This window comes from Collinsella sp. AM43-1 (genome assembly GCF_003467925.1).
GTDB lineage: Bacteria > Actinomycetota > Coriobacteriia > Coriobacteriales > Coriobacteriaceae > Collinsella.
This window is the reverse complement of record NZ_QSFR01000015.1, coordinates 38691-51422: the sequence shown is the minus strand read 5'-3', so window position 1 is coordinate 51422 and position 12732 is coordinate 38691. Positions and strand designations below refer to the sequence as shown.

Annotated in this window: 12 protein-coding genes, 1 tRNA gene and 1 pseudogene; all 14 read left to right on the top strand. The window is 64.0% G+C overall.

Annotated features, from left to right (window positions below; translation table 11 throughout):
• Positions 1–36: 36 nt before the first annotated feature.
• Positions 37–120: pseudogene (locus tag DW925_RS10370) on the top strand (topoisomerase); the annotation flags it as partial.
• A 12-nt stretch (positions 121–132) separates the two neighbouring features.
• Positions 133–327 (top strand): hypothetical protein, encoded by a 195-nt coding sequence (locus DW925_RS07840; RefSeq protein WP_199577064.1) that lies wholly within the window; start codon positions 133–135, stop codon positions 325–327.
• Between the two features lies 1 nt (position 328).
• The gene (locus tag DW925_RS07835) at positions 329–1078 is read left to right on the top strand and encodes a formate hydrogenlyase complex iron-sulfur subunit (RefSeq protein ID WP_117790757.1); all 750 of its coding nucleotides are present in this window, start codon (positions 329–331) and stop codon (positions 1076–1078) included.
• A 2-nt stretch (positions 1079–1080) separates the two neighbouring features.
• Positions 1081–1863, top strand: coding sequence for an NADH-quinone oxidoreductase subunit B family protein (locus tag DW925_RS07830; protein ID WP_006234107.1), 783 nt, complete (start codon positions 1081–1083; stop codon positions 1861–1863).
• Positions 1864–2445, top strand: a complete 582-nt coding sequence (locus DW925_RS07825) for a formate hydrogenlyase maturation HycH family protein (protein ID WP_099431578.1) — start codon at positions 1864–1866, stop codon at positions 2443–2445.
• Positions 2445–2948 (top strand): hydrogenase maturation peptidase HycI, encoded by a 504-nt coding sequence (hycI, locus tag DW925_RS07820; RefSeq protein WP_055286177.1) that lies wholly within the window; start codon positions 2445–2447, stop codon positions 2946–2948. The genes DW925_RS07825 and hycI overlap by 1 nt, the downstream gene beginning before the upstream one ends.
• A gap of 39 nt (positions 2949–2987) precedes the next feature.
• Positions 2988–3827 (top strand): formate/nitrite transporter family protein, encoded by an 840-nt coding sequence (locus DW925_RS07815; protein ID WP_117790756.1) that lies wholly within the window; start codon positions 2988–2990, stop codon positions 3825–3827.
• Between the two features lie 122 nt (positions 3828–3949).
• Complete coding sequence (locus DW925_RS07810) at positions 3950–6067, top strand: molybdopterin-dependent oxidoreductase (RefSeq protein ID WP_117790755.1); 2118 nt, start codon at positions 3950–3952, stop codon at positions 6065–6067.
• A 76-nt stretch (positions 6068–6143) separates the two neighbouring features.
• Positions 6144–7601, top strand: coding sequence for an L-seryl-tRNA(Sec) selenium transferase (selA, locus tag DW925_RS07805; RefSeq protein WP_199577063.1), 1458 nt, complete (start codon positions 6144–6146; stop codon positions 7599–7601).
• On the top strand, positions 7598–9565 hold the full coding sequence (gene selB, locus DW925_RS07800) for a selenocysteine-specific translation elongation factor (protein ID WP_117790754.1): 1968 nt from the start codon (positions 7598–7600) through the stop codon (positions 9563–9565). The genes selA and selB overlap by 4 nt, the downstream gene beginning before the upstream one ends.
• Before the next feature lie 149 nt (positions 9566–9714).
• A tRNA-Sec gene (locus tag DW925_RS10135) sits at positions 9715–9811 on the top strand.
• 155 nt (positions 9812–9966) lie between these two features.
• Positions 9967–10599, top strand: a complete 633-nt coding sequence (locus DW925_RS07795; protein ID WP_158565758.1) for a molybdenum cofactor guanylyltransferase — start codon at positions 9967–9969, stop codon at positions 10597–10599.
• 15 nt (positions 10600–10614) lie between these two features.
• Positions 10615–11010 carry a DUF3343 domain-containing protein gene (locus DW925_RS07790; protein WP_117790752.1) on the top strand — a complete coding sequence of 132 codons (396 nt, stop codon included), beginning with the start codon at positions 10615–10617 and terminating at the stop codon, positions 11008–11010.
• Between the two features lie 333 nt (positions 11011–11343).
• Entirely contained in the window at positions 11344–12699 is a 1356-nt protein-coding gene (gene gdhA, locus DW925_RS07785) for an NADP-specific glutamate dehydrogenase (RefSeq protein ID WP_117790751.1), read from the top strand.
• The last annotated feature ends 33 nt before the right edge of the window (positions 12700–12732 follow it).

Below are 12732 nucleotides of genomic sequence, written 5' to 3'. Positions count from 1 at the left end.
GCTGAGTCCTGAGGCTGTTGCAATGAAGATGAGAATCAAGGAATCAAAACGAAAGATAGAAAGTCCTACAATGCCGTTGTAAAAATCGGAGAAAAGGGATATATTGATTTTATCTCTTTCCGCGGCAACACCGTGGGCGACGCGGCGCTGATCGTCGGCTCGCTCGACCCGTGCTACTCCTGCACCGACCGCGTGACGGTGACCGATGTCGCCGCCAAGCGCGACCACGTGCTCGACAAGGAGCAGTTCGAGAACGTCTGGCGCGACAAGTCGCCGCTTGCGGGCGAGGGCACCATGGCCGCTCCGCTCGATGAGGAGGCGCTCTAATATGCTGAAGCTTTGGAAGGTTAACGCCAAGGCCGGCGACGCGACGGTCAAGTACCCGTTTGCGCCGTTTCCCACCAACAAGGACATGCGCGGCAAGCCCGAGCACAACGCCGAGCTCTGCATCGCCTGCGGTGCCTGCGGCGTGGCGTGCCCGGCCGATGCCATTCGCATGGACACCGACCTTGCGGCCGATACCATTCGCATGGACACCGACCTTGCGGCCGATACCATCACCTGGTCGATTGACTACGGTCGCTGCATCTTCTGCGGCCGCTGTGAGGAAGCCTGTCCCATGGAGGCCATCAAGCTCACCGAAGAGTTTGAGCTGGCCGTTATGAGCAAGGACGACCTCACCAGCAAGAGCGTCTATACGCTCGAGCACTGCTCGCGTTGCGGCAAGCCGTTCGCCCCGCACAAGGAGATCGACTACGCCAAGCGCCTGCTGCAAAAGGCCGGCGGCATGGAGGCCATCCAGGCCGCCCGTACCGTCGGTATGTGCCAGGAGTGCAAGCGCGAGCTCGACGCCCTGCGCGCCGCTTCGGCCGTAAAGACCGGCAACGCGCACGGCATGGCTGCCAACGAGACGCTTGCGTCCGGTGAGCCCCAGGGCCCCGGCATGGAGTATCTGGGCGGCCACGGCGTGAACCCGGAGTATATCGACCGCGAGCTCAACCCCGATGCGCCCGAGATTCCCGCCGGTCCTGCGCCGGTCGAGGGCATCATCATAGATTTTGATACGAAGGAGGAGTAACCATGGCCGAACCCACGCTTTTGCCCGAGCGGCTTCAGTACCGCCCGACCAAGATCGAGCTCGATGAGAGCATCGAGAAGGCCAAGGCGACCCTTCTTAAGAAGATCAAGCGCTCGGTGTACGTCTACCGTGTTGACTGCGGCGGCTGCAACGGCTGCGAGATCGAGATCTTCGGTTCCATCACGCCCGTCTTCGACGTCGAGCGTTTTGGCATCAAGGTCGTGCCCTCGCCCCGTCATGCCGATGTGCTGCTGTACACCGGCGCCGTGACGCGCGCCATGCGCATGCCGGCGCTGCGCGCCTTTGAGGCCGCACCCGATCCCAAGATCGTGGTGTCCTATGGCGCGTGCGGCTGCACCGGCGGCATCTTCTACGACAACTACTGCGTCTGGGGCGGCACGGACAAGATTCTGCCGGTCGATGTCTACATCCCCGGCTGCCCGCCCAGCCCCGCGCAGACCGTCTACGGCTTTGCCATGGCACTTGGCCTGCTGGACCAAAAGCTCCATGCCGAGACCACGGTGGAGGCTGCCGGCGAGCAGGCCGACATCTTGCACCCCGGCGTGCCGTACAAGCTGCGCGTTGCCATCGAGCGCGAGGCTCGCGCCATGAGCGGCTACCGTTACGGCCGCGATCTCGCCAACGAGTTTATGGATACGCTCGAGGGCGCGCCCAAGGGCGATATCCGCGGTGCCATGGCGCTGCTCATCGACAAGCAGGACGATCCGCGCCGCGTTGAGGTCTACTCAGCGCTGCAGGATCTGGTGCTGGCCGGAGGTCGCTAGATGGAGCTCACGGACCGCTCTGGTTACTTTGCGGGCCCCGGCATGCTCGGCGGCTCCTTTGGCGATGCCTCGCGCGCAAGCGACGAGGCTGCCGAGGGCGTCGCCGACCCCTGCCTGGGCCATGCGCCCGACCAGGTGGTCTTCTATGAGCTCACGCGTAAGTTTGTGGAGACCGAGGAAGACGTTCCCCAGGAGGCCTGCGACGTGCTGTACTACACGCTCGCCGTGGGCCACCACACCGGCGTGCTCGACTGCTTTGAGCCGCGCCTGTCGGTGCCGGTGGATGTCTTCTATTCGCTCGTCGACGCGCTGCCGGAGGGGGAGGCCAAGACCAAGTTCGAGGCCATCCGCTCCTTTGGCGAGTGCCAGCTCGACAAGGCGGCGGTGCCGTCGCTGCTCGAAGCCTGCGATGCGCTGCTCGACGAGCGCGGTTTTCGCGGTTCTGCCAAGGCCGGCATCTCGGTGTTCGACGACGACTTTGGCCTGCATGCCCAGCAGGTCGCGTTCTTAATGAAGTTCCGCGATTTGGTGGAGCGCGTGCGCGATGTGTCGGGCGTGTATCTGACGGGAAGGTTGCAGTAATGGGTCGCGTTGTGGATGGACGCGTGAACGGCGCCCCGTTTGCGGGTATCGTGCTCACGGCGGGAAGCGTGCTGCGTGCCGACGATGCCGCCGGCCCCGTGCTCTCCAAAAAGATGGAAGACGCACCCATCGCCGGTTGGTACACCATCGACGGCGGCCAAACGCCCGAGGACGACATCATCGAGGTCAAGCGCGAGCGTCCGCCGCGTCTGGTCTTGGTCGATGCTGCCGACATGGCGCTGCCCGTCGGGTCCATCCGCTTGCTCGACAAGCGCGATGTGGCCCGCAAGTCGATGTTCACCACGCATTCGCTTCCCTTGTCGATTCTGATCGAAGAGATTGAGCAATCGTGTGATGATATCGTCTTCGTTGGAATTCAGCCGGGCGACACGGAGTTCTACAACCCCATGTCCCCGGAAGTCTTTGACGCCGTCGACGCCGTGTACGACGCCGTGGCCGCCAACGACTTTTCCCACTTTGTCCGCTTGGGGCAAGAGCAATAGGAGCGCTTGTCCCTGCTGATTAGGAAAGAAGTGATTGACATGGCAGATTCCAAGGTGGAGTACCCCGCCCCCGATTGCCTGGCACCCGCCGCGATCGAGGCCAAGACCGAGGCCGCCGGCGTGACTAAGGCCAACCTGCCGGTCGCAAAGGCCTTTCTGTTGGCAATGTTCGCCGGTGCGTTCATCGCCTTCGGCGGCCTGTTCTTTACCGTGTTCTTGAGCGATAGCACGCTGGGCTGGGGCGCCCAGCGCGTCGTGGGCGGCCTGTGCTTTTGCCTGGGCCTGGTGCTCGTGCTGGTGTGCGGCGCCGAGCTGTTCACCGGTAATTCGCTTATGGTCTGCGCGCTCAAGAGCAAAAAGATCACCCTGGTCCAGATGCTCAAGGCTTGGGTCGTCGTGTGGCTTGGTAACTTTGCTGGTGCCCTGTTCATCGTCTTTTTGGTGTACATGGCCGGCATTTACAAGCTCAACGGCGAGGCGGTCGCCAATTCCATGGTGAGCGTCGCCGCCGGCAAGGTGACGGTCGACTGGGTGACGATCTTCTTCCGCGGCATCCTGTGCAATATCTTTGTGTGCCTGGCCGTGTGGATCGGTACCGCCGGCAAGACCGTGGTCGATAAGGTCGTGGGCATTCTGCTGCCCATCGCCGCCTTTGTGGCCTGCGGTTTTGAGCACTGCGTTGCCAACATGTACTTTTTGCCCATGGGTGCCGTGATGCACGCGTGCGGCTATGGTGCCGACGTCGCCGGCGCCGATGCGCTCAACGCCGCGGGCATTGCGTTTAACCTGTCCGCCGCCACGCTGGGCAACATCGTGGGCGGTGCGGTTCTGGTCGCGCTCGGCTACTGGTTTATCTACGCCAAGAAGTCCGAGGCGTAAGGTACCGTCTGTTTGACGTTGGGCCTCCCGCGGGGCGTTGCCGTGCGGGAGGCTTTTTGGGCCTGGGGCTCGTTGCCGGGCTGTTGACCTGTTGTGTTTGGCTGGTGAAAGGGGTAATCGAGATGGCATCTGCTGTGGAGCGTAACGGTCGCGCCGTGGTGACCACATGCGGGGGATGCTATGCCGATTGCGCCTTTGCGGCACGCGTCGAGGATGGGCGTGTGGTGGCCGAGTTGCCGGTGCCGGGGCATCCGTGCGCGGCGCGTGCCCTGTGCGCCCGCGGTCGGCATCGCCTGTCTATGCCGTTTGACGAGCGCGACCGGATTTTGCATCCCATGCGCCGACGAGCTGATGGCTCGGGGTTCGATGCGATTTCGTGGGACGAGGCGTTCGCGCAGATCGCAGCGCGCCTTTTGGGGATTGTTGACGGGCATGGTCCGCGTGCGCTGGGCATGACGCTCGGCGTGCCCTCGTTTGACCGCTACTGGGCGTATTGTTTTATGCGTGCGCTGGGCTCGCCCAACGTATACGGTGCCGACGGTGCCTGCGAGGTAAGCCGACTTACCGGTTGGGAGCACAGCCTGGGCTACAGCCCCGCCTCCGACCTGGCGCATACCGATTGCATCATGTATTTGGGGCGTTCCATCGTCGATTCGTCGACGATGGGGGCCGTTGATGCGCTCAACGATGCCCGTCGCCGTGGGGCGAAGATCATCGTGGTCGACCCCCGGCGCAGTGGCTCGGCCGCGCTTGCCGACCGCTGGCTGCGCGTGCGCCCGGGCTGCGACCTGGCCTTGCTGCTGGGCATTGCGCATGTGCTCATTGCCGAGGACTTGTACGACCGCGAGTTTGTTGCCCGCTATACCTCGGGTTTTGACGAGCTGGCGCAGGCGGCTGCTGTTTGGACGCCTGAGTGGGCCGAGTCGATGTGCGACGTGCCGGCCGCAGAGATTGTCGCCACGGCGCGCGATCTGGCTGCTGCCGCGCCTGCCGCCGTGGTGGATGCGGGCTTTCATGGTGGCATCGGTATCGCGTATGCCAATAGCACCCAGACCGCGCGCGCTATCTGCTTGGTCGATGTGCTGCTGGGCTGCATCGGACACGCGGGCGGCGCGCTCAATCCGCCCACGCCGCTTGTGTTGGGCGACCTCGATCCCGCGCGCTTTGCGACGCCGCCGGTGCCTCGCGGGCCCAAGTTGGGGTCCGAGCGCTATCCACTGGTCGATCCGGCGCGCGGCCTGTGCACGACCATCGGTCAGTCGATTCTTGCCGGCGATTTGCGTGGGCTCATCGTCTATGCCAGTAACCCCGGTGTGGGCTATGGCAATGCGCAGGCTTGGTTGAGTATTTTGCAGCAGCTCGACTTGCTCGTGACGATTGATATTCGCTGGTCCGAGACGGCGCGTGCTTCCGACTTTCTGCTGCCCGACGTGACGTATCTGGAGGCCGACCGCGGCGTGGGAACGGTGATAGGCTCCAACGATGCGCGTGTGTTCTACCGCAACGCCGTGCTGCCCGTGCTGCATGACGACACGCGTCCCGGTCGGGAGATCTTTGCCGGTCTGGCGCAGGCCTGCGGCGTGGGTGAGTACTTTCGGTTTACGTCCGACAATCTGGCGGCTGCCCAGGTGGCGCCGTTTGGGATTGATCTGGACGAGCTCAAGGAGCGCGGCTGGGCCGATACAGGTGTTGCGTTGCCGTCGCGTACGGGCGAGCCGGCGATTCCCTTGGACGGCGGCAAAATTGCGCTGGTAAGTGACGTGTGGGAGCGTGCCGGTTTGGGTCGCGTGCCCAACTGGATCGCGCCCATGGTGGAGCCCGGCCCGGGGATGTTTCGCCTCATTAGCGGCAACCGTCCCTTTGAGTCGCATACCTCGCGAAGGATTGCGGCCCAAGGTGCCGCCGAGGCTGGATCGGACCTGGATGCCGTGCAGATGAATGCCGATGTCGCCGCTCGCATGGGTATCGCTGATGGCGAGGTCGTCGAGCTTGTGAGCGATATGGGCCGCGATCGCGTACGCGTGGAGACGACGCCCTATCTGCATCCGGCGTGCATCTTCACGTCGGCCGCTCCCGGCGGGCGTTCGTTTGGCGCCGATGCCGGTGGCGCTCAAGTCTTGGGCGTGGGCCCGCTCGACCATACGCCGTTGCGTTGGGACCCGTTGACGGGCGCCGCGCTCACCCAGGAAAACGCCGTTCGCGTGGAAAAGATCGCGGCGCGCGAGGATAATAGCGGATGATTGACTCAGCCGATCGAATTGGCTGATAGTTTGACGTTCGAACGATTGATTCACCTTTGGTTTTGAAAGGCCGCACATGAGCGATAGCCAGAACATGTCCGATGAGGTACGCGCCCGCCTGCGCGCCATTCCCTCCGTCAACGAGCTGCTTGCCGAGTGGCCGGTAGTGAAGGCGGCGGGGGAGACTTGCGACGCGGTGGTGCATGCCGCCGTCACGGCCGAGCTCGACGAGGAGCGCGCCGCCATTCGCGCCGGTGCCGCCCCGCGCTCCAAGCGCGAGCTGGCCTCGGCCATCGAGTGGCGTGCACATCGCTCCGCGCTGCCGAGCCTGCGCCCCGCCGTCAACGCCACGGGTGTGGTCATCCATACCAACTTGGGTCGCGCCCCGCTCGCGGAGTCGGCGGCAAAGGCCGTGGCCGAGGTCGCACGTGGGTACAGCACGCTCGAGTACAGCGTGGACACCTGCTCGCGTGGGTCGCGCAAGGAACATGCCGCGCAGCTGATCCGCTCGCTTACCGGTGCCGAGGATGCGCTGGTCGTTAACAATAACGCGGCCGCCGTGCTGCTGGTGCTGGCGACCCATGCCGCAGGCAAGGAGGTCATCGTCAGCCGCGGCGAGCTTGTCGAGATCGGCGGCAGCTTCCGCATCCCCGATGTCATGGCGGCTTCGGGCGCCAAACTCGTCGAGGTCGGCGCCACCAACCGCACGCATTTGAGCGACTACGAGAGCGCCATCACGCCCGATACGGCGATGATCCTCAAGGTCCATCCTTCCAACTATCGCATCGAGGGTTTCCACGAGGAGGTAGGTTCTCGGGAACTTGCGGCGCTTGCTCACAAGCATGGCCTGTTGTTCTACGAGGACCAGGGATCGGGCGCGCTGTTGCCCGATGACATCCTGGTGCGCGGCGGTGAGGAGCCCACGCCGGCTTCGGTCGCGGCGGGGCTCGATATCGTGTCGTGCTCGGGCGATAAGCTGCTGGGCGCCGCGCAGGCAGGCATTATCATGGGCCGTCGCGATCTGGTCCAGGCCTGCGGGTCGCATCCGCTTATGCGTGCCCTGCGTCCGGGCAAGTTGGCGCTCACGGCGCTCGAGGCCACACTGCGCATCTACATGGACGGGGCGGATGTGGCCCATCGTGATGTCCCGGTGCTCAGCATGCTCACGCTTCCGCAGGCTCATCTGGAGCGTCGTGCTTGCAAGCTGCGCGATCGTATGGTCGCCGGGCTCGATAAGGCCGGTTGCCCGTGTGCCGTCCAGGTGGAGATCGTCGAGGAATCGTCGACCCCCGGCGGTGGCTCGCTGCCTACCGTCGAGCTGCCCACGATGTGCGTGGCCGTCTGCCCGGTCGACGGGCGCCTGTCCGTCGACGCGCTCAAGCGCTTGCTCGTCCAAGACTTCGATACGCCGGTCGTCACGCGCGCCTCGCACGATCGTATCCTGTTTGATGTGCGCACGCTTGTGGGCGACCGCGATATCGAGACGGCGGCATCGACGCTCGTCGCGTGCGTTGAGAAGGCGGTTGCACGATGAGTGAGGTTCAAGCGCTGGTGGAGTGTCCCGTTATCGTTGGCACGGCGGGCCACGTCGACCACGGTAAGTCGGCGCTGATCGAGGCACTGACCGGCAAGAATCCCGATCGTCTGGAAGTTGAGCGCCGTCGCGGTATGACCGTGGAGCTGGGCTTTGGCGAGCTGGCGCTGCCGAGTGGCAAGATCGTGGGCCTGGTCGACGTGCCGGGCCACGCGCATTACTTGCGCGCCATGGTGCAGGGTGCCACGGGTATCGACGTGGCCGTGCTGGTGGTTTCGGCCGTCGAGGGCGTGATGCCGCAGACACGCGAGCACGTGCATGTGCTGGAGCTGCTGGGCGTCACACACATGGTGGTCGCGATGACGATGTGCGACCTGGCCGATAGCGAAATGATTGAGCTGGCCGAACTCGACGTGGACGATTTTCTTTCGGATACCGTGTTTGCGGACGCGCCGATCGTGCCTGTGTCGTCCAAGACCGGCGCGGGAATCGATGACCTGCTGGCTGCGCTCGACGAGCAGGTTGCCGCTTGCTGGGATGCCTGCCGTGCCCGTGCCGAGCTCACCGATGCCGCACCACGTCTGCCCATCGACCGCTGCTTTACGATCAAGGGCGCCGGTACCGTGGTGACGGGAACGTTGCACGATGCGCCCGTCGCGGTGGGGGATGAGCTCGTCGCGCTGCCGTCGCGTACGGTCTGTCGCGTGCGCGGGATTCAGGTGCATGGTGATACGCCGCGGGCGTTGCCCGGTCAGCGTGTGGCGCTCAACTTGGTGGGCGATGCCGTCGCCGCGCTCGATCGCGGTGAGATGCTCGGCGTGGCGGGCCGCTTTGGCCAGACGATGCGCTTTATGATGACGTTTACGTATTTGGGCCGCGAGGGAGCCAAGCCGCGTGTGCTCGAGTCGGGTGCGCGTGTGCACGTGATGGCGGGTACGGCCGAGGTCGTCGGTCGCATCATGTTCATGGAGGGTGAGGCCCCCATGGCGGTGGGCGAGACCCGTATCGTTCAGGTGCGCTTGGAAAACTCGCTGCCGCTACGTGCCGGGGACCATGCCGTGGTGCTGTCCTATTCGCCCGTGATGCTTGTTGGCGGCGGGCGCGTGCTGCTTTCGCGCTGCCGTCGCTCGCGCGAACTTACTGAGGGGGAGCGCGTGCTGTACACGGCGCTTGAGGCCGGAGATATTGCGGGCGGTGTGGGCGCTTGGCTGGCGTTGCAGACGCTGCCGGTTACGGCGATTGATGTTGCCGAGGCTTTAGATCTTGGTGTCGGCGAGGTCGATGCCGCACTGCGCGGGTTGGTGGCGCAGGGCTCCGTTCGCAAGCTTGCCGTAGGTGATGCAGACCTCTTGGCGGACGCCGTGGTGCTCGACGCCGCGATGGATGCACTGGCGGCGACCCTGTCAGCCATGCACGCGGCGGCTCCCAAGGAGACGGGCTTTACGCCCGGCGCCGTTGCCCATGCTGCGTGGCCTGCCGCTGATGAAGACGTTGCCGCGGCTCTGATTGCCGAGGGCTGCTCGCGCGGCGTATGCGCCGCCGAGGGCGCCGAAGTGTTCGACCCGCACTCCGCTGCCGCCGCGGCGCGCGTGGTGTACGAGTCTTGCGAGCGCATCGTTTCCTTGCTGGATGAAGCCGGCCTCGATGCACCGACGTTGCCCGAGGTGGGCGAGCAATTGCAGCTCGATCGCGACACCATGACGCGTGCCCTGCGCGAGCTTTCGCTCAACCGCTCTATCGTAAAGGTCGAGCGCGATGTGGCCCTGTCTGCAGCTGCTGAGGCCTGCGCGCGTGAGCTCGTCGCCTCTGCCATTGCCGACGCCGGTGGCGCTGCTACCACGAGCGTGCTGCGCGAGGCGCTGGGCGTGTCGCGCAAGCGTGCCATCAGCATCTTGGAGCACCTGGATGCCGTGCGCTTCACGGTGCTCGACAAAGAAGCCGGCGGCCTGAGGTCCCTGCGCTAGGCCGGTCACTCGCTCCCGCCTCCTCAGTTGCGGTGAAATAGTTCCTATTTGGAGGCTTTGGCAGCAAATACAGGAACTATTCCACCGCAACTTCTTGTTCGTCTTTTTGGGATGGAGCCGTTTCGGTTTGGTAAAATACCGCCGCACTTGGGAACGGATGGGCTCCGGTGGGCTCCGCGGTCCTCAAAACCGTTGCGAGGCGTGCAAAACGTCTTGGATGTGTTCGATTCACATACGTTCCCGCCATACGCTACCAGCGCTTTTGTGCTCGCGGTCTTGCTGCGTGCCGCAAAAGCGCTGTTTTGTTTTTGCATGGGTTTGCCGTGCCGCCCGCTTTATCGGCGACGGTATTTGGCTTCGTGTGTTGGGTTTTGAGCATGCCGATGGGGGTGGTTTGCCGTATGACTACCGTAAGACGGGCTGATCTTTCTTGTGTCGTTCAAGCGGGCGGGTTGTCGTCGCGCATGGGCTGCGATAAGGCGCGCATGGCGTTTTGCGGCGAGCCGCTCATCGAGCGCGTGCTGGGTCGACTGGCGCCAGTTGCCGGCGAGCTGGTCGTGACGACGTCGCGCCCTTGCGAGCTTGCCTACCTTGAGGAGCTTATGTTTGATGGCCTGCGCCCCCGCGTGGTGATGGACGTCGACGGTCCCGCCGGTGCCATGCGCGGCATCGCGAGCTCGTTGGCCGCGGCCCGATTGCCGCTCGTGGCGATCGTCGCCTGCGATATGCCGTTTGTCTCGCCGGAGCTCATCGGCGCGCTTGCCGATCGTGTTGAGGCCGAGGCGCTCGACGTGTGCGTACCGCGCGAGGAGCGGGGGATTGAGCCGCTTTGCGCCGTCTGGCGCCGTGACGCGTGTGCGCCGGTTGCCCAAGAGTTGCTCGCCTGTGACCGCCAGCGCATTCGCTGCCTGATCAATCGCGTTCAGGCTGGTTATATGGATGAGCCGCAGATCGTTAAGTCCGCGGGTTCGACGCTCTGCTTCGAGAACGTCAATACGCCCGAGGAGTTTGCGGCGGCCGAGTTACTCGCCTAGACGATTGGAGTTGCCATGTCTCACGATATTTGCCCCGACACGGGAGAGCCTTGCACTTGCGATGGCTCCGAGCCCTGTACCTGCGGCTGCGGTGGCTGTGGACATACTGCTGAAGAGGAAGCGGCCGCCGCGGCGTATCGCGAGGCACACCGCGAAGGCCCATCCGGTGATGCCCTCGACCACGAGCGCAAGATTATCGTGTCGTTTGACAGCACCTTCGACGTGATGGAATGCGAGCAGCTGTGCCTTGATGCCGGCGTGCCCGGGCGCATCATGCCTTTGCCCGGCTCCATTACCGCCGGCTGTGGGCTTTGCTGGGTCATGCCGTTCTCGGGCGATGCGCTCGCCGCCTTTCGCGCTGCCACCGAAGGCCGCGTAACCCCCGCCGACTACCATCAGCTCGTCCTCTAACCGCCAACACCACCACATTGGGGACAGGCACCTTTGTGGTGGTTTCGCTGCTTGAATGGCCTTCTTGTGGCATTACGAGTCAAAACCACCACAAAGGTGCCTGTCCCCAATGTGGTGGTTTGGAACACGTGGACGAAACAGGTTTGAAACACGGGTTTTGCGCGTCAGACACTCAAAAACGCTTCTACCTGCATCGTAATCAAAATGAAACATCTGCTCGTCGGCTTATGCGAAACTTTGCTGCAACAGTGCGATATTATCCATACTCGATAAAGTTCGCGGCGCATAGGGTGCCGCGACCAACATTTTTCGTTTCCCATCATTGGAGGAAGCATGAGCTACACGCAGAAAGTTCTCGAAGAGCTCAAGGCCCGCTATCCCGAGCAGCCTGAGTTCATCCAGGCCGCGACCGAGATCCTCGGCACCATCCAGCCGGCGCTCGACGCCCACCCCGAGTACGAGGAGGCCGCCCTGCTGGAGCGCCTCGTCGAGCCCGAGCGCATCGTCATGTTCCGTGTTCCCTGGGTCGACGACCAGGGCAAGGTTCAGGTCAACCGCGGCTATCGCGTCGAGTTCAACTCTGCCATTGGACCCTACAAGGGCGGCCTGCGCTTTAACCCGACGGTCACCCTGGGTATGCTCAAGTTCCTGGGCCTGGAGCAGATCCTCAAGAACAGCCTGACCACCCTTCCCATGGGCGGCGGCAAGGGCGGCTCCGACTTTGACCCCAAGGGCAAGTCCAACAACGAGATCATGCACTTCTGCCAGTCCTTCATGACCGAGCTCTATCGCCACATCGGCCCCAACACCGACGTTCCCGCCGGCGACCTGGGCGTTGGCGGCCGCGAGGTTGCCTACCTGTTCGGTCAGTACAAGCGCCTGACCAACGAGTGGACCGGCGTCCTTACCGGCAAGGGCCTCTCTTTTGGCGGCTCGCTCGCCCGTACCGAGGCCACCGGCTACGGTCTGGTCTACTTTGTGGACGAGTACCTCAAGAGCCGCGGCGACTCCTTCGAGGGCAAGAACGTCGTCGTTCACGGCTCCGGTAACGTCGCCATCTACGCGGTCCAGAAGGTCGCCCAGCTCGGCGGCAAGGTGCTCGCCTGCTCCGACACCCATGGCTGGGTCGAGGATCCCGACGGCATCGACTACACCGTGCTCGAGCATGTCTACAACAAGAAGCGCTCTGGCCACGACAAGGGCGTCACGCTCGCCATGTACGTTGACGAGAAGCCCAACGCCGTGTGGCACGAGGGCGACGGCCGCGGCGTGTGGCAGCTGCCCTGCGACATCGCGCTGCCCTGCGCTCGCGAGAACACGCTGCTGCTCGAGGACGCCCAGGCGCTCGTCGCCAACGGCTGCAAGGTGGTCGGCGAGGGCGCGAACATGCCCACGACCATCGAGGCCACGACCTACTTCCAGGAGAACGGCGTCGCCTTTATGCCCGGTAAGGCTGCCAACGCCGGCGGCGTGCTCGTGTCCGGCCTCGAGATGAGCCAGAACGCCGAGCACCTGTCCTGGACCTTCGAGGAGGTCGACGGCAAGCTCGAGCAGCTCATGCGCGGCATGTTCCACAACGTGGACGACACCGCCAAGGAGTATGGCCAGGAGGGCAACTTTGTCATGGGCGCCAACATCGCCGGCTTCCTGAAGGTCGCCGACGCCATGCTCGCCCAGGGCGTCTGCTAATCCTTTGCTCGACATAGCTCCGCACAGCACCAG

What these genes read in the sequence shown, in the direction of transcription:
- DW925_RS07835 (WP_117790757.1), top strand. Translation starts at nt 329, where the DNA reads ATGCTGAAGCTTTGGAAGGTTAACGCCAAGGCCGGCGACGCGACGGTC.
- DW925_RS07830 (WP_006234107.1), top strand. Translation starts at nt 1,081, where the DNA reads ATGGCCGAACCCACGCTTTTGCCCGAGCGGCTTCAGTACCGCCCGACC.
- DW925_RS07825 (WP_099431578.1), top strand. Translation starts at nt 1,864, where the DNA reads ATGGAGCTCACGGACCGCTCTGGTTACTTTGCGGGCCCCGGCATGCTC.
- hycI (WP_055286177.1), top strand. Translation starts at nt 2,445, where the DNA reads ATGGGTCGCGTTGTGGATGGACGCGTGAACGGCGCCCCGTTTGCGGGT.
- DW925_RS07815 (WP_117790756.1), top strand. Translation starts at nt 2,988, where the DNA reads ATGGCAGATTCCAAGGTGGAGTACCCCGCCCCCGATTGCCTGGCACCC.
- DW925_RS07810 (WP_117790755.1), top strand. Translation starts at nt 3,950, where the DNA reads ATGGCATCTGCTGTGGAGCGTAACGGTCGCGCCGTGGTGACCACATGC.
- selA (WP_199577063.1), top strand. Translation starts at nt 6,144, where the DNA reads ATGAGCGATAGCCAGAACATGTCCGATGAGGTACGCGCCCGCCTGCGC.
- selB (WP_117790754.1), top strand. Translation starts at nt 7,598, where the DNA reads ATGAGTGAGGTTCAAGCGCTGGTGGAGTGTCCCGTTATCGTTGGCACG.
- DW925_RS07795 (WP_158565758.1), top strand. Translation starts at nt 9,967, where the DNA reads ATGACTACCGTAAGACGGGCTGATCTTTCTTGTGTCGTTCAAGCGGGC.
- DW925_RS07790 (WP_117790752.1), top strand. Translation starts at nt 10,615, where the DNA reads ATGTCTCACGATATTTGCCCCGACACGGGAGAGCCTTGCACTTGCGAT.
- gdhA (WP_117790751.1), top strand. Translation starts at nt 11,344, where the DNA reads ATGAGCTACACGCAGAAAGTTCTCGAAGAGCTCAAGGCCCGCTATCCC.